This is a genomic window from Vibrio sp. 397, assembly GCF_033339395.1.
In the GTDB taxonomy this organism is placed as follows: domain Bacteria; phylum Pseudomonadota; class Gammaproteobacteria; order Enterobacterales; family Vibrionaceae; genus Vibrio; species Vibrio alginolyticus.
The window spans coordinates 1-16462 of sequence record NZ_JAWOUN010000024.1 but is presented as its reverse complement, the minus strand read 5'-3'; the positions used below and the strand labels follow the sequence as shown (position 1 = coordinate 16462).

General features: G+C 43.6%; 17 protein-coding genes. 7 read left to right on the top strand and 10 right to left on the bottom strand.

Features of this window, described 5'->3' with window-relative positions; all coding sequences use genetic code 11:
* Positions 1-152 precede the first annotated feature (152 nt).
* The 4 genes from R7P36_RS22700 to sdhC are packed head-to-tail and all read right to left on the bottom strand — an operon-like array spanning position 153 to position 3376.
* On the bottom strand, positions 153-863 hold the full coding sequence (locus tag R7P36_RS22700; protein WP_005382174.1) for a succinate dehydrogenase iron-sulfur subunit: 711 nt from the start codon (positions 861-863) through the stop codon (positions 153-155).
* Between the two features lie 15 nt (positions 864-878).
* The gene (sdhA, locus tag R7P36_RS22695; RefSeq protein WP_005382172.1) at positions 879-2645 is read right to left on the bottom strand and encodes a succinate dehydrogenase flavoprotein subunit; all 1767 of its coding nucleotides are present in this window, start codon (positions 2643-2645) and stop codon (positions 879-881) included.
* On the bottom strand, positions 2646-2990 hold the full coding sequence (gene sdhD / locus R7P36_RS22690) for a succinate dehydrogenase, hydrophobic membrane anchor protein (protein WP_005382169.1): 345 nt from the start codon (positions 2988-2990) through the stop codon (positions 2646-2648).
* Positions 2984-3376 carry a succinate dehydrogenase cytochrome b556 subunit gene (gene sdhC, locus R7P36_RS22685; RefSeq protein ID WP_017634811.1) on the bottom strand — a complete coding sequence of 131 codons (393 nt, stop codon included), beginning with the start codon at positions 3374-3376 and terminating at the stop codon, positions 2984-2986. Before sdhC ends, sdhD begins: the two co-directional genes overlap by 7 nt.
* Positions 3377-3772: 396 nt before the next feature.
* On the opposite strand from sdhC, the gene R7P36_RS22680 reads away from it, so the two are divergent.
* Positions 3773-5062 carry a citrate synthase gene (locus tag R7P36_RS22680; protein ID WP_005382163.1) on the top strand — a complete coding sequence of 430 codons (1290 nt, stop codon included), beginning with the start codon at positions 3773-3775 and terminating at the stop codon, positions 5060-5062.
* Positions 5063-5154: 92 nt separating this feature from the next.
* Here R7P36_RS22680 and R7P36_RS22675 read toward each other — a convergent pair whose 3' ends face one another.
* A complete protein-coding gene (locus tag R7P36_RS22675) occupies positions 5155-5913 on the bottom strand; it encodes a Nif3-like dinuclear metal center hexameric protein (protein ID WP_130546545.1) in 759 nt (252 codons plus the stop codon).
* 232 nt (positions 5914-6145) lie between these two features.
* Here R7P36_RS22675 and R7P36_RS22670 point away from each other — a divergent pair, with 232 nt between their 5' ends.
* On the top strand, positions 6146-6919 hold the full coding sequence (locus R7P36_RS22670; RefSeq protein WP_213876690.1) for a DUF1853 family protein: 774 nt from the start codon (positions 6146-6148) through the stop codon (positions 6917-6919).
* A gap of 61 nt (positions 6920-6980) precedes the next feature.
* Here R7P36_RS22670 and pgm read toward each other — a convergent pair whose 3' ends face one another.
* Entirely contained in the window at positions 6981-8627 is a 1647-nt protein-coding gene (gene pgm / locus R7P36_RS22665) for a phosphoglucomutase (alpha-D-glucose-1,6-bisphosphate-dependent) (protein WP_213899491.1), read from the bottom strand.
* Positions 8628-8719: 92 nt separating this feature from the next.
* On the bottom strand, positions 8720-9262 hold the full coding sequence (seqA, locus tag R7P36_RS22660; RefSeq protein ID WP_005382149.1) for a replication initiation negative regulator SeqA: 543 nt from the start codon (positions 9260-9262) through the stop codon (positions 8720-8722).
* A gap of 92 nt (positions 9263-9354) precedes the next feature.
* Here seqA and R7P36_RS22655 point away from each other — a divergent pair, with 92 nt between their 5' ends.
* The 3 genes from R7P36_RS22655 (at position 9355) to fldA (ending at position 11038) form a co-directional block, all read left to right on the top strand.
* A complete protein-coding gene (locus R7P36_RS22655) occupies positions 9355-10122 on the top strand; it encodes an alpha/beta fold hydrolase (RefSeq protein WP_213899492.1) in 768 nt (255 codons plus the stop codon).
* Positions 10123-10234: 112 nt separating this feature from the next.
* Positions 10235-10456 carry a DUF2788 domain-containing protein gene (locus tag R7P36_RS22650; RefSeq protein WP_005393038.1) on the top strand — a complete coding sequence of 74 codons (222 nt, stop codon included), beginning with the start codon at positions 10235-10237 and terminating at the stop codon, positions 10454-10456.
* 48 nt (positions 10457-10504) lie between these two features.
* The gene (gene fldA, locus R7P36_RS22645) at positions 10505-11038 is read left to right on the top strand and encodes a flavodoxin FldA (protein WP_152812692.1); all 534 of its coding nucleotides are present in this window, start codon (positions 10505-10507) and stop codon (positions 11036-11038) included.
* Positions 11039-11090: 52 nt separating this feature from the next.
* Here fldA and R7P36_RS22640 read toward each other — a convergent pair whose 3' ends face one another.
* Positions 11091-11594 carry a DUF4442 domain-containing protein gene (locus tag R7P36_RS22640; protein WP_005382144.1) on the bottom strand — a complete coding sequence of 168 codons (504 nt, stop codon included), beginning with the start codon at positions 11592-11594 and terminating at the stop codon, positions 11091-11093.
* Between the two features lie 200 nt (positions 11595-11794).
* On the opposite strand from R7P36_RS22640, the gene fcrX reads away from it, so the two are divergent.
* Positions 11795-12244 carry a ferric iron uptake transcriptional regulator FcrX gene (fcrX, locus tag R7P36_RS22635; RefSeq protein ID WP_005382141.1) on the top strand — a complete coding sequence of 150 codons (450 nt, stop codon included), beginning with the start codon at positions 11795-11797 and terminating at the stop codon, positions 12242-12244.
* Between the two features lie 222 nt (positions 12245-12466).
* On the opposite strand, the gene glnS is transcribed toward fcrX, so the two are convergent.
* Together glnS and nagE are read right to left on the bottom strand one after the other, a co-directional pair.
* Positions 12467-14137 (bottom strand): glutamine--tRNA ligase, encoded by a 1671-nt coding sequence (gene glnS, locus R7P36_RS22630; protein ID WP_005382124.1) that lies wholly within the window; start codon positions 14135-14137, stop codon positions 12467-12469.
* A gap of 276 nt (positions 14138-14413) precedes the next feature.
* A complete protein-coding gene (gene nagE, locus R7P36_RS22625) occupies positions 14414-15907 on the bottom strand; it encodes an N-acetylglucosamine-specific PTS transporter subunit IIBC (RefSeq protein WP_005384985.1) in 1494 nt (497 codons plus the stop codon).
* A gap of 489 nt (positions 15908-16396) precedes the next feature.
* Between nagE and R7P36_RS24835 the strand changes: the two genes are divergently transcribed.
* The coding region (locus tag R7P36_RS24835) for a hypothetical protein (RefSeq protein ID WP_411978668.1) at positions 16397-16462 on the top strand (66 nt) is incomplete at its 3' end.

Here is a 16462-nt window from a genome sequence, read left to right as displayed (position 1 = left end):
TTTTCACGTTTGCTTCGGTCTTTGCCGAGCTATAAGAGCCGACTAAAAATACGGTCGGCAATTTTTGTATTCTTTACTCGAATATTACTGAAGCAGTGAAGCGGTCATATCGGGTGATCCGCAACACTGCGACATTCCTAAGAGCGAGTAAATTAAACCGAACGATTAACCAACATCGACTTAATGTGACCGATGGCTTTCGTCGGATTTAATCCCTTAGGACAAACACTTACACAATTCATGATGCCATGGCAACGAAAAACGCTAAATGCATCATCAAGATCAGACAAACGTTCATCTGTTGCCGTATCGCGGCTATCAATTAGCCAACGGTACGCTGCGAGAAGACCAGCTGGGCCGATGAATTTATCAGGGTTCCACCAGAATGATGGGCAAGACGTTGTACAACATGCACACATGATACATTCGTACAATCCATCTAAATGCGCACGATCATCAGGCGATTGTAGGTTCTCACGTGATGGTGGTAATGCACCATCATCAATCAAGAATGGTTTAACTTTCGCATAGTTATCATAGAACTGCGTCATGTCAACGATAAGATCGCGCACGACAGGTAACCCTGGTAGTGGACGAATAACTATCTTATCGCCTTGTAGAGCAGATAACGGTGTGATACACGCTAGGCCGTTTTTACCATTCATATTCAAACCATCAGAACCACATACCCCTTCACGGCATGAGCGACGGAACGCGATGCTTGGATCTTGCTCTTTTAGCAGAATCAATGCATCAAGCACCATCATGTCTGAGCCTTCGTCTACCTCAAGGGTATACTCTTTCATGTAAGGCTTGGTATCCACATCCGGATTGTAACGGTATAAAGAGAAGTTTAATTTCATAGTCGTATCCTCCCTTTAGTATGTACGTACTTTCGGCGGGAAAGCTTCACGATGCGTTGGCGTCATGTTCACATCACGCTTAGTCATCGCTTCTGTTTCCGGATTGTAGATAGAGTGGCATAGCCAGTTCTCATCATCACGCTCAGGGAAATCGAAACGAGCATGTGCGCCACGACTCTCTGTACGGTAGTTCGCTGCAACGGCAGTTGAAAACGCGGTTTCCATCAGGTTATCAAGTTCTAGACACTCGATACGCTGCGTGTTGAACTCTGAAGACTTGTCCGCTAGATGCGCATCTTTCAAACGTTCGCGAATCACTTTCAACTCTTCTAGACCGGTTGCCATCGCATCGCCTTCACGGAATACCGAGAAGCTGTTTTGCATGCATGCTTGTAGGTCTTTACGAATCTGAACTGGATCTTCACCACCAGTGCTGTTTTCCCAACGCATAGTACGCGCTAGAGACGCTTCAATATCAGATTCTGTTGCAGGACGAGCTTCTGCTTGCGCTGCTAGCGTTTCGCCAAGGTGCAAGCCAGTAGCACGACCAAATACGACCAAGTCTAGTAATGAGTTGCCGCCCAGACGGTTAGCACCGTGTACCGATACAGAAGCAATCTCACCACATGCGTAAAGGCCTTGTACTTCCATCTCGCTACCGTCGGCCTTCTGCTTAATTGCTTGGCCAGAGACTTGAGTAGGTACACCACCCATCATGTAGTGACAAGTTGGAATTACTGGAATTGGCTCTTTCACAGGGTCAACGTGTGCAAATGTACGAGACAGTTCACAGATACCTGGTAGACGTGATTCAAGTACTTCTTTACCAAGGTGATCAAGTTTCAACTTGATATGTGGACCCCAAGGACCATCACAGCCGCGGCCTTCACGGATTTCAATCATCATTGAACGAGCAACCACGTCACGACCAGCAAGGTCTTTCGCGTTTGGTGCGTAGCGCTCCATGAAGCGTTCACCATCTTTATTTAGAAGGTAACCACCTTCACCACGACAACCTTCCGTCACTAGAACACCCGCGCCAGCAATACCTGTTGGGTGGAACTGCCACATTTCCATGTCTTGCATTGGAACGCCTGCGCGAAGTGCCATACCAACGCCATCACCCGTGTTGATGTGCGCGTTAGTGGTCGATGCGTAAATACGACCTGCACCACCTGTAGCTAGAATGGTTGCTTTCGATTTGAAGTAACAGATTTCACCCGTTTCCATACAAATCGCAGTACAACCCATGATTGCGCCGTCTTGGTTTTTCACAAGATCCAAAGCGTACCACTCCGAGAAAATGGTTGTTTTGTGTTTTACGTTTTGCTGGTAAAGCGTGTGAAGAAGTGCGTGGCCAGTACGGTCTGCAGCTGCGGCTGTACGAGCAGCTTGCTCACCACCAAACTCTTTAGATTGACCACCGAATGGACGTTGGTAGATGGTACCGTTATCAAAACGAGAGAATGGAAGACCCATTTTTTCAAGCTCGATAACTGACTCAGGACCATTTTTACACATGTATTCAATCGCGTTCTGGTCACCGATGTAGTCGGAACCTTTAACGGTATCGTACATGTGCCATTGCCAATCGTCTTTGTGCGAGTTACCCAGAGCAACAGTAATGCCACCCTGTGCAGACACAGTATGAGAACGTGTTGGAAATACTTTTGACAACAAAGCACATGATAGGCCTTGTTCTGAAATTTGTAGTGCAGCGCGCATACCTGCACCACCAGCGCCGATTACTACGGCATCAAACTCACGAACTGGAATAGACACTTACGCACCCCACAGAATAAATAGACCAGAGAAGACATAGCCGAATAGCACGGCAATAACACCAAGTTGTAGTGCGCCACGTAGTTTCGCGCACTTAATGTAATCAGTTAATACCTGCCACAAACCAACCCATGCGTGAATCAGGATCGAGACAAGTGCCAACATGGTGAATACTTTAGTGAAGGTACCACCAAAGAATTGGGTCCAAGATGCGTAAGAGATATCTGAAAATGCACAGAAGCTAATCAGATAAATCGTGTATAGCGTCATAATGATTGCAGTTGCACGAATTAGTAGGAAATCGTGTACACCATTACGACCAAATGAAGATACGTGTTTTACCATACCAAGATCCCCGCCAATAATGATAATACTGCTGTTGCACCAAACGCGACTTTAGCGCTCATCGTGCCTGAATCTAGTTCTTCAAAGTGACCTAGATCCATCAATAAGTGACGGATACCACCTGCGATGTGGTAGGCAAGTGCAGTAAGAATTCCCCACAGGATGAATTTTACGAAGAAGCTATCGACGATGTCAGCGGCTTCCATAAAACCCATTGGGGATGACAGAGAAATGGATAGTAACCACAGTAATATACCCACCGCAACAAACGTAATTACCCCAGACACACGGTGTAGGATGGATGCGATTGCTGTGATAGGAAAGTGGATGGTCTGTAAATCTAAATTAACAGGTCTTGACTTTCTTTCTTTCACGGGCTTGCTCACTCAGCTCCATTGAGCATTTATTGTTATAACCAATTTCAGCTTCCAAACGTACAAAAGTTAACATCTATTTAACAAATATCGCGAGTAACCACCCAGATAATTGTAAACAATTTGTTAACAAACGGAATCCAGCAACAAACCTCACTCTTTGTTTCTAGCCCCGAATTTATAAGGATTTAACTAAAATTTTCTTTGCCAATATACGGCGAGCAACATTCTAATACAATTGGTGTAACAAATTATGCTACATAGAACAGATTTTTAACGATTTTCATGAGAAAAATCATAACAAGTGCACACAAAGATGGAGAAAAATTGACTTTAAGCTTTAACAACAGTACAAAAATGGCACATAAACATCCTGGACGGATTAAATAATAAACAAAGGAGATTGTTATGGCGGATAAGAAAGCGACCCTTCATGTTGAAGGTCAAGCGCCAATCGAACTGCCAATTATGGACGGTACGCTAGGTACACCTGTAATTGACGTTCGTAAGCTGGGAGCCAATGGTTACTTTACTTTTGACCCAGGTTTTCTTGCCACTGCATCTTGTGAATCATCAATCACGTACATCGATGGCGGCAAAGGTATTCTTTTGCACCGCGGTTTCCCGATTGATCAATTAGCCAATAACGCAGATTACTTAGAAGTATGTTACATCCTTCTTTATGGTGAAGCCCCTACCCGAGAACAATACGAGCAATTCAAAACGACCGTTACTCGTCACACAATGGTACACGAGCAAATCGCAAGCTTTTTCCATGGCTTCCGACGCGATGCTCACCCAATGGCGGTAATGTGTGGTGTAGTTGGAGCACTTGCAGCCTTCTATCACGACTCTCTTGACATTAACAACGACGAACACCGCGAAATTGCAGCGTACCGTCTGCTGTCAAAAATGCCAACACTGGCGGCGATGTGTTACAAATACTCTATCGGTCAGCCATTTATTTACCCTCGTAACGACCTTAGCTACGCAGAGAACTTCTTGCATATGATGTTCGCAAACCCTTGCGAAGAGTATGAAGTAAATCCTGTGGTTGCCCGTGCGATGGATAAGATTTTCACTCTACACGCGGATCACGAACAGAATGCGTCGACATCAACTGTTCGTCTAGCTGGCTCTTCTGGTGCGAACCCATTTGCATGTATTGCCGCTGGTATTGCATCCCTTTGGGGACCTGCTCACGGTGGTGCAAACGAAGCCTGCTTGAGAATGCTAGAAGAGATTGGCAGCGTCGATAACATCCCTGAATATGTAGACCGCGCGAAAGACAAAGATGACCCATTCCGCTTAATGGGCTTTGGTCACCGCGTTTACAAGAACTATGACCCACGTGCGACAGTAATGCGCGAAACGTGTCATGAAGTTCTCAAAGAGCTAAACATTCAAGACCCTCTGCTAGACGTTGCAATGGAACTTGAGCGCATTGCGCTTTCTGATGAGTACTTCGTGTCTAAGAAGCTGTACCCGAACGTAGACTTCTACTCAGGTATCATTCTTAAAGCGATTGGTATTCCAGTTTCTATGTTTACGGTTATCTTCGCGATTTCTCGTACCATCGGCTGGATTGCTCACTGGAACGAAATGCATAGCGATCCACTGAACCGCATTGGTCGTCCTCGTCAGCTATACACTGGCGAAACACAACGTGAGTTTTCTCCACTTCACGAACGTGAATGATCTTTTAGTACGAAGATAGAAAAACAAAAGGGTTGAGATTTTCGTCTCAACCCTTTTTTCTTTTTTGCGTTTAACGTTATTAATGGAGAACGCTAAACCGGATTATCAATATCGATAAACTCCACATGTAGGCCATATTCATCCGCTAGCCATTTGCCTAAAGCCTGAACACCATAACGCTCAGTAGCATGATGACCTGCAGCATAGTAATGAATGTCCATTTCACGAGCGGTATAAGTGGTGCGCTCTGAAATTTCTCCAGAGATAAATGCATCCAGCCCGTGCTGTACAGCAAGTTCAATGAAATCCTGCCCTCCACCAGTGCACCAGCCGACTGTCTCAATCATCTTATCGGTATTCTCTGGAGCGATATGCAGAGGCTCTCTATCAAGAACTTGGTTGATCTTACTCGCAAATTCAACACCAGACATCGGCTTTTTCAAGCGCCCAAACATAGCAACTGACTGAGGGTGCCCTTCAAGCCCACCTTCTACTTCGATTTCAAGTAAGCGAGCTAATTCAGCGTTGTTGCCTAGCTCTGGATGAATATCTAGAGGAAGGTGATAACCATATAAGTTGATATCATTTTTGATCAGGCTACGAATTCGTTTACCTTTCATGCCACGAATTGGCTCAGGCTCACCTTTCCAAAAATAGCCATGATGAACAAGCAATGCGTCTGCATTAAGCTCAATCGCTTTATCGATTAAGGCTTGAGAGGCGGTTACGCCAGTGATAACACGCTTTACCGCCGATTTCCCTTCTACCTGTAACCCATTTGGTGCGTAATCTTTAATTAACTGCGGTGACAGTTTGTCATTAAGAATCTGTTCTAGCTTTAAGTTATTCATTATTACTTCCAATTTCTAGCGCATGTAAACCTAAATAACCTCTCGATGGAATCAGACGAAAGAGTGCAACCTAGTTGATACAACAACGTTTTTGACATCTGGCACCTTGATATCATTTAGGTCTTTAAAGTGTATCTCGAACCCTAATATCGATGCTAGCCACCCTACCCTCAAAAGCAAATTTAGTTACAATAACAAAGCTTGTCGCCTCACCATAAATTTAGGGATACGGATGAACCAACTACAACGCTTTTACCAATGGATCGCCACTTCACCTCCGCTTTTCAAGTTAACCCCTCCGTTTGCAACCTTAGAAGATGTCTCGGTCAAACCTTTGAATAGCTCAGAACAATACAATGGTAATCCGAGACTGGGTTTTTTATATCAGCACCTATGCACTGCGGCTCTTTCTAATTCAGAACGATATCAGATTATTGCCGAAGAAATTCAGTTAAACGACGCGGAAGGTAAGACCATTGGTGCTGTCGATTTGGTGTTGAGGAATACAGAATCAAATCAGATAGAACATTGGGAAGTGGCGATTAAGTTTTATCTTCTTTACAACGGCATTTGGTATGGCCCGAATGCTCACGACCAGTTACATGCAAAATTGCATAGAATGCTCACGCATCAGCTGAAAATGAGCGATCGCCCGGAATTTCAAAAAATAATTCCTTTAAACGACTCTCCAGAAGAGCGCCTAATGATGCAAGGACGACTCTATATTAATCCGTTTACTCCAGAGCCAACTCCTAAGGAGTGCTTGGGTTATGAATTAAATCCAAGTCAGATTAGTGGTTACTGGTGCTATCAAAGTCAATGGGATTTAATTGGTAAACCCCTTTATCATTTACATAAACCATGCTGGGCGATCGGTACAGACGATTTCTCTCAACCTATTGAAAAGCCTTTAGATCGATTCATACACGCACAAACGGAAGACGGTCAATTCTGGTTTGTGGTACCAGATTCATGGCCCGGAGATAAAGCGGTTCGGGGCACTTAAACATGAAAGGGTTGATGTTTTCACATCAACCCTTTGCTAGATACATTGACCATTGGATGTTTTACAAACCAGCGGCTGCAAATACTTGATTAACTATTTCTTGTGCTTCAGCTTCGATTTGTTTCAGATGTTCTTCACCTATGAAGCTTTCACAGTAAATCTTGTAGATATCTTCTGTACCTGATGGACGAGCAGCGAACCAACCGTTAGCTGTCGTTACTTTAAGGCCACCAATCGCAGCACCATTGCCTGGTGCATGCGTTAGACGAGCAGTGATCTCATCACCTGCTAGAGTTTCAGCCGCAACCATTTCTGGTGACAACTTCTTCAATACGTCTTTTTGTGGGCCATTTGCTACAGCTTGAATACGGTTGTACTTCGACTCACCGTGCTTCGCCGCTAGCTCTTCATAGTAATCTTGTGGGTTCTTACCCGTTACCGCAGTGATCTCTGCTGCTAGAAGGCATAGCAAGATGCCATCTTTGTCTGTTGACCAAGGCGTGCCATCTTTACGAAGGAAAGACGCACCAGCACTTTCTTCGCCGCCGAAACCAAACTTACCAGTGTACAGACCGTCTACAAACCATTTGAAACCAACAGGCACTTCACATAGCTCACGACCTAGATCCGCAACAACACGGTCAATCAGCGCACTTGAAACTAGTGTTTTACCAACAGCGACATCTTTACCCCACGCGTCACGATGACGGTACAAGTAGTCAATACAAACGGCTAAGAAGTGGTTCGGGTTCATCAAACCTTTTGGCGTAACGATACCGTGACGGTCGTAGTCAGGATCGTTACCAAATGCTAAATCGTATTCGTCTTTCAGTGCCAATAGACCCGCCATTGCGTAAGGAGAAGAACAGTCCATACGCACAACGCCGTCTTTATCTAGCGACATGAATTGGAAAGAAGGATCGATCGATTCACTTACTAGCGTTAGGTCTAGGTTGTATGCCTGACCAATTTGACGCCAGTAATCGATACCGCTGCCACCCAATGGATCTACACCAATCTTCAGGTTCGCTTTTTGGATTGCTTCCATATCGATAACGTTCACCAGGTCATCAATGTATGGCTTCACCAAGTCCATCTCTACAAACAGATCCGATGCTTTTGCTTCTGCTAGTGGTAGGCGTTTAACACCTTGTAAACCTTCAGCAATCAATTCGTTCGCACGATCTTCGATAGCTTGAGTCAACTCAGCTTCTGCAGGACCACCATGTGTCGGATTGTATTTGATACCGCCGTCTTGTGGTGGGTTATGTGATGGGGTAATAACGATACCGTCTGCTTTTTCATCGTGTTTGATGTTGTAAGTCAGAATCGCGTGTGAAATACCCGGTGTTGGCGTGTAACCGTTGTCTTGCTGGACAATCACTTTCACACCATTTGCAATCAATACTTCAATCACACTTGAAAAAGCAGGCTCAGATAGCGCATGCGTGTCTTTACCCACAAACAACGGGCCAATTGTGCCTTGCTCAGCACGAACTTCTGCTACCGCTTGAGCGATCGCTAAAATGTGGTTTTCGTTAAAAGTGTGCTTGTCTGCAGTACCGCGGTGGCCAGAAGTACCAAATTGAACTTTGTGTTCTGCGTTTGCCGCGTCTGGTTGAAGTAAGAAGTAGTTAGCAACGAGTGCTGGGATATTGTGAAGATCTTCCTGCTGCGCTTTTTGCCCAGCACGAGGGTGCATAGCCATGTTTGACATCCTTTCTTTCAATATAAATAAAATTAAAAAAGCCTCATAATATCCGCTCACTGCGACGCATTATGAGGCTTCTATCAGGTTTCTTAGATTGAACCTGTTACTTTTTCTATTAAGTCAGGTTGGAACCCCATGTGTGCCATCACTTGTTCAACCATCTGTCTTTTACGACTTGTATTGTTATTCGTGATAACCCAAAACGGTGTGCCAGGAATGGCTTTTGGCTTGGTCGTATTACCGTTTGCTAGCAAGGTTTCTTCATTATCTGCAAAGTACACGCGTTTGCGTCCTTTTACATTCGTAGCCTGGGCGAAACCTTCTGGATTCAATTTATGTAAGGTCGATAATACCAACATAAAGCGATCAATCGCTTTTTTTAGACCGGCAAACTCATCAGAAATAAGCAGCGAGCGCATTTCTTTCACTACATCAACAGATTCCGTTTTACCCGCATCTTTACTTACTACAATCCCTTGTGGCTTCTCTACTACAGGCGCGGCTTTAGCTTCCTGCAACTGACCATCAAGGTTTAAAAGGCGTCGCAAAATATCCGAGGCGCTTTCACCGATATGCTTAGTTTGACTAGCTATATAACGGTATAGATCCTCATCAACCTCAATTGTTTTCATTCGCTTTTCACATTCTCAATGTTTAAACTCTGGGGGATTATAACGAGATCCACGCGGATACTCCACGTTAAACCCATCACGAATAAGATAAAATGTCAGCATTACTCAACTATAAGCAGGAAGGCCAAGGCCAAACAGTTGTTTTGATTCACGGATTGTTTGGTAGTTTAAGTAATCTGGGTCTACTCGCCCGCGATCTTATTAAAGATCACACGGTGATCAGTATTGATCTGAGAAATCACGGCCTCTCTTTCCACTCCGAAGTCCATAACTATACCGATATGGCAAAAGATGTGGCTCAGCTCCTTCAGCACTTAAACGTTGAACCATCTATTGTTATTGGTCACTCCATGGGCGGAAAAGTCGCGATGGCTCTTGTGGACATTGCTCCAAATGTAGTCAAGCAGTTAGTCGTTCTCGACATGGCGCCTGTTGCCTACACTACGAACCGTCACGATAATGTTTTTAACGGCTTACATGCTGTTATTAATGAAAAACCAGCAAATCGACAGCAAGCCATGGATATCCTAGCTCAACATATTGAACTCGATGGTGTAAGACAATTTCTCTCTAAATCACTGTACAAAAATGGCGATAAGATGGATTGGCGGTTTAACGTACCGAGCCTTTTTGAGAATTATGACCAAATTATTGGCTGGCAAGAAATCACACCAACAGATATCCCAACTTTATTTATCAAAGGCGGCGACTCTGACTACTTAATGCCAGAACATCAGCCGGCAGTGAAACGACAATTTAACCATGCTAAAGCACACATTATCGCTGGCACTGGTCACTGGTTACACGCCGAGAAACCGACAGAAGTAATGAGAATCATTCGAAAATACATTTCGAGTTAACAAATTCGAAAAGCAACACTAGATTATTGAAATAACCCTTCTTGTAGTGCATTAACTTTACCGTTTAACAGTGGTATAGTGCGCCCAAGATTTTTCGGCATGAAGGGCTAAAATGCTTTACGACTATATGGATATGCTCGAGTCTATTGGACTCGATCTTCTTTTTGCTGCTATCTTTTTTTTCATCGGGATGGCGATAAAAGATGTGCTAAAGCAAGGCAATGTACCTGTTTTTGGTCGTCGTATTGTGTGGTTAGTCCTTTTCCTAGGCTGTGCTGGCTTTATTGCAAAAGGTGTAATTCAGCTAACTTGGGAAGGCTCAGGGTTAGGTTAAACCCTTAGTAGCATCGCCAATAACAAACAATGTAAAGGTATAGACTCTATGGCAAGTGTAGGTATCTTCTTCGGTAGCGACACAGGTAATACTGAAGCCGTTGCAAAGATGATTCAAAAGCAACTAGGTAAACATCTAGTTCACGTTCAAGACATCGCGAAAAGCAGCAAAGAAGACATTGATAACTTCGATCTTCTTCTTCTAGGTATCCCAACTTGGTACTACGGCGAAGCACAATGTGATTGGGATGACTTCTTCCCTGAGCTTGAGCAAATCGACTTCTCTACTAAGCTAGTGGCTATCTTTGGCTGTGGCGACCAAGAAGACTACGCAGAATACTTCTGTGACGCGATGGGCACAGTCCGTGATATCGTTGAATCTAAAGGCGGCACAATTCTTGGCCATACCTCGACAGAAGGCTACGAATTTGAAGCGTCTAAAGCACTTGTTGAAGGTGACGATAGCCAATTCGTAGGTCTATGTATTGATGAAGACCGCCAACCAGAATTGACTGACGAGCGTGTTGAAAGCTGGGTTAAACAGATCTATGAAGAGATGTGTTTAGCTGAGCTAGAAGGCTAATCAAATTGAATGATGCAAAGACCTCCACTTGGAGGTCTTTTTGTATGTATTGTCACACAGCATCGGTAAGTACTTCCTCTTCGCGATACTGAGGTTTCTTTCTTACATAAAGCTTGCGTTGAACCTCTGAAACCACATTCCCCTGTTTATCTTTTACATGAGTAATAAACTCAGGAAAACACTTTTCTCCATTCCGTGTCATTTGATAAATGTTTTCCAGCATCCCTTCAGTGACCTCAAATTCTGCAAACAAATCACTTTGCCCCGGCTTAATAAAGTTAATGCTTGCCTCTTTATCCCACACATAATATTCCTCTCGTAGAATCCCCATCAGCATCAACGAGTAAATAGGATCAGTTAAAGAGAAAATACTGCCGCCATATTGGGTGCGATTGGCATTTTTATTCCACCAGCGAAGCTTTAAACGTACCTTTACAGTACGGAAGTCTTGAGAAATATGTAAGATTTTAATACCCGCCCCCCAAAAAGGAGGCCAAATATTGAGTGCGAACTTTACAATTCCTGGTTTGTATATCTTCGCTAGTCGCCTATTCATCGCTATCCCTGCCCTCTCCAAGCTTAATGTTACACAATTGTAACTGGTCAGAGCTGTAATATAATGGACCTGTTTCTAATTTACAAAAAGATTCTATTAACCCTTTGAAGTTCGTGGTTTAATGTTCCGAACGCTTATCCTATAATGGTAGGAAGATTGAATTCTGTTAAATCGCTGCAGATGATCCAACGGGAAAGTATATGTCAGATAATAATCAGGCGCTGAAGGATGCGGGTTTAAAAGTAACCCTTCCGAGGCTAAAAATTCTAGAAGTACTTCAGCAGCCAGACTGCCAGCACATCAGTGCTGAAGATTTGTACAAAAAGTTGATTGATCTAGGTGAAGAAATTGGCCTAGCAACTGTTTACCGAGTTCTAAACCAGTTCGACGATGCTGGTATTGTAACTCGTCACCACTTTGAAGGTGGAAAGTCAGTCTTCGAATTATCGACTCAACATCACCACGACCACCTAGTGTGCCTAGACTGTGGTGAGGTAATTGAATTTTCTGACGATCTTATTGAAGAACGTCAAAAAGAGATTGCAGCTAAGTACAATGTCACACTAACAAACCACAGCTTATACTTGTACGGCAAGTGTAGCGATGGTGGTTGTAAAGACAATCCAGATGCACACAAACCGAAAAAATAAGGGTTTGTTAATTTAAAAAGTAAACGTCAGCACATGCTGGCGTTTTTTGTTTCTAGAAGTCAGTACCTTAGACGTCAGTACTTTGGTTACAGAACAAAAGCTACTAAACACCCATCTTTTTTCTCCACAGTTTTGCACATCTATATAGCACTCTGTGGGATTAGGTATAAAAAATGCCAGCGTTTGCTGGCATTTTTTCATCGTTCTCAGCATTAATTGAGATTATTGATTCTCAATTTTTGCCCAGGTATCACGTAGACCAACCGTGCGGTTGAATACTAGATTATCTGCTGAAGAGTCTTTCGAGTCTGCACAGAAGTAACCCATACGTTCAAACTGGTAACCTTTTTCTGCTTCTGCAGAAGCTAGGCTAGGCTCGACGAAGCCATTGATCACAACTAATGATTCAGGATTGATAGTAGAAGCAAAATCTTCCGCTGCGCCTGGGTTTGGCACCGTAAATAAACGATCGTACAGGCGAATTTCCGCTGGAAGAGCTTTATCAGCTGACACCCAATGAATAACGCCTTTCACTTTACGACCATCTGCTGGGTTTTTACCTAGCGTATCTGCATCGTAAGAACAGAAGATCGTTGTGATGTTGCCTTCGGCATCTTTCTCAACGCGCTCAGCTTTGATCACGTAAGCACCACGTAAACGAACTTCTTTACCTAGCACTAAACGCTTGTACTTCTTGTTCGCTTCTTCACGGAAGTCTTCACGCTCAATCCACAATTCACGCGTGAATGGCACTTCACGCACGCCCATCTCTGGTTTATTTGGGTGGTTGGCAACTGTCAAGTTTTCTACTGCGCCTGCTTCAAAGTTTTCGATAACAACTTTAACAGGATCCAGTACAGCCATTGCACGCGGAGCGTTCTCGTTTAGGTCATCACGAATACAAGATTCTAATGAACTAAACTCGATCATATTTTCTTGCTTCGTTACACCAATACGCTTACAAAACTCACGAATAGATGCAGGTGTGAAGCCACGACGACGCAGACCTGAGACAGTCGGCATACGTGGATCATCCCAACCATTAACCAGTTTTTCAGTAACTAGCTGGTTAAGCTTACGCTTAGACATCACTGTATATTCAAGGTTTAAACGACTGAACTCGTATTGATGTGGACGGCTTTCGATCGTGATGTTGTCTAGAACCCAATCGTACAGACGACGGTTATCCATGAATTCAAGCGTACAAATAGAGTGCGTAATGCCTTCTAATGCATCAGAAATACAGTGCGTAAAGTCGTACATTGGGTAAATGCACCACTTATCACCAGTTTGGTGGTGCGTAGCAAAACGCACACGGTATAAAACTGGATCGCGCATGACCATGAATGAAGAACCCATGTCGATTTTAGCACGAAGACACGCTTTACCTTCTTCAAATTCACCAGCGCGCATTTTTTCAAACAACGCCAAGTTCTCTTCAACAGAACGGTCACGGTATGGACTTGGTTTACCTGGCGCCTTTAGTGTGCCGCGGTATTCACGAATTTGCTCTGGACTTAGCTCATCTACGTACGCTAAGCCTTTGTTAATCAATTCAATTGCATATTCGTAAAGCTTATCGAAGTAGTTTGATGAGTAACATACTTCACCACTCCACTCAAAGCCCAACCAGTTTACATCTTTCTTGATAGACTCAACGTATTCGATGTCTTCTTTTTCAGGGTTTGTATCGTCGAAACGCAGATTACATTGACCCTGGTAGTCCTGAGCAATACCGAAGTTCAAACAGATAGACTTAGCATGACCGATATGCAGGTAGCCATTTGGCTCCGGCGGGAATCGAGTATGCACGCTAGTGTGTTTACCATCCGCTAGATCTTTATCAATGATCTGGCGAATAAAGTTTGATGGACGAGCATCAGCTTCACTCATCTATAGCACCTCAAAAATATTAGTATTGTCAGAGAAAACGGAACCCTGTATCCAAGTATGGTTTCACAGAGTACATTGTTCCTAATGATCCACAATTCTAAGCAATTAGACAACAAGAACTCGCTCTAAAACGACAATATTTATCGAGTTAGCGTGAAAGCAAAGCAGATTCAAAGGGCCTAAACGAAAAAAGGCCTCCTGCGGAGGCCTTTTGCGATGTTGTAGTATCAATTGTTTGCAATACCAATAACAAACAATCACACCACTATTAAACAGTTAAGCTGGTAGCTGAACACCACTTAAGTCTTCATCTTTAGATACATTCTTCATCTCACCAGCAACAATCTCTGCTAGTGGACCAAGAATAACTTGTAGGTTGTTTGTACCTAGCTTCACAACTCCCATAGCTCCAAGATCTTTCAGAGTTTTCTCATTGATAACGCTCATATCTTTCACAGAAAGGCGCAAACGAGTAATACAGGCATCGATAGAACTTAGGTTGTCATGACCGCCAAGTGCTTTCAAGTACTGACGAGCAAGCTCTGAAGAATTGCTTGATCCAGCCACGTTAGATGAAGCTTCTTCATCATCTTCACGTCCCGGTGTTTTAAGGCCAAACTTAACAATCACGGTACGGAACACGAAGTAGTAAACCGCAAAGAAACCAAGACCTTGTACAATGAGCATGTACCAGTTTACCGCTAGCGGGTTACGAGTCGACAATACTAAGTCGACTAAACCAGCAGAGAAACCGAAACCTGCAATCCACTGCATTGATGCCGCGATATAAACTGATAGACCAGTCAGCGCTGCGTGAAGAACGTACAGTCCTGGAGCAAGGAACATGAATGCAAATTCAAGTGGTTCTGTTACACCTGTAAAGAATGAAGCAAACGCAGCTGCAATCATGATAGATGCCACTTTCTCTTTATTCTTTGATTTCGCAGTATGGTACATCGCTAGAGCAGCGCCTGGTAAACCAAACATCATGATTGGGAAGAAGCCCGCTTGGTACATCCCCGTAACACCTACCGTTGCCGTGCCTTCAGCTAATGATTTCGCACCGCCAAGGAAGTTTGGAATGTCATTAATACCAGCAACATCAAACCAGAACACTGAGTTTAGTGCATGGTGCAGACCAACAGGAATTAGAAGACGGTTGAAGAATGCGTAAACACCTGCACCTGCTTCACCCATACCTTGAATGCTTTCACCAAAACTTACCAGACCGCCGTAAACTGATGGCCAAACGTACATCAGGATGAACGCAATAACGATACCAGCAAAAGACGTTAGGATAGGTACAAGACGCTTACCAGAGAAAAACGCCAGTGCTTTGTGCAGCTCTACGTGAGAAAAACGGTTGTACAACTCAGCAGAAACAATACCAACCAAGATACCGACGAACTGGTTATTGATTTTACCAAATGCAGCAGGTACTTCACTTGGGTCAATGCCTTGAATTTGTGATACTGCACCAGGGGCCAAAAGCGTTGTGACAACTAAGAAGCCCACGAAGCCTGAAAGTGCAGCGGCGCCATCTTTGTCTTTAGACATTCCGTAAGCAACACCAACAGCGAACAATACTGACATGTTGTCAATGATCGCTGCACCAGCTTTAATAAGAAATGCAGCAAGTGCACTGTTTGCGCCCCAGCCATTTGGGTCGATCCAGTAGCCAATACCCATGAGTATTGCTGCTGCAGGAAGTGTGGCAACCGGCACCATAAGCGCCTTACCCACCTTCTGGAAGTATCCGAGAATGTTCACCTTAAGTTCCCCCTATAGGATTAGATGTTATGTTGAATGACTTATTTCAGCCGTCCAATTTAGTCATCCTAAGTTTATGATATTAATTTTGCTCCGCAAATTAAAAGCTCACCGTTTGTGATCATAATCACCACAATTTGCCCTTTCGGAAGGTTTTTGCTAGCGAGATCATAAAACTTATTTTATTATACGAAAAAATGGCGTTTTAAAGATAATATTCTCGCACTTTATGCAAGGCAGAATCAGTGTTATTTTGGTATCTAGGCGGGTAAATCACTGTAACTTTGCTCTGAAAAAGAATCATAAAAAACCATACAATTATTACTTTTCAGTTAGTTACTATGACAATAACATCGATAAAACGCGACTTGCTGTATGTGACTCGTTATCTAATTCAGTGATACAAACTAAGTACCCATATGACTGAAGCAGTCTCTACTTAGATAACGATATAGAAATTGAATTCTCATCTATAAGGACTAGCTGACTATGTACGCGCTAAGTAACTGTAAAATTTATACCGGTAGTGATGTTCTTACCGATCATGCGGTCATC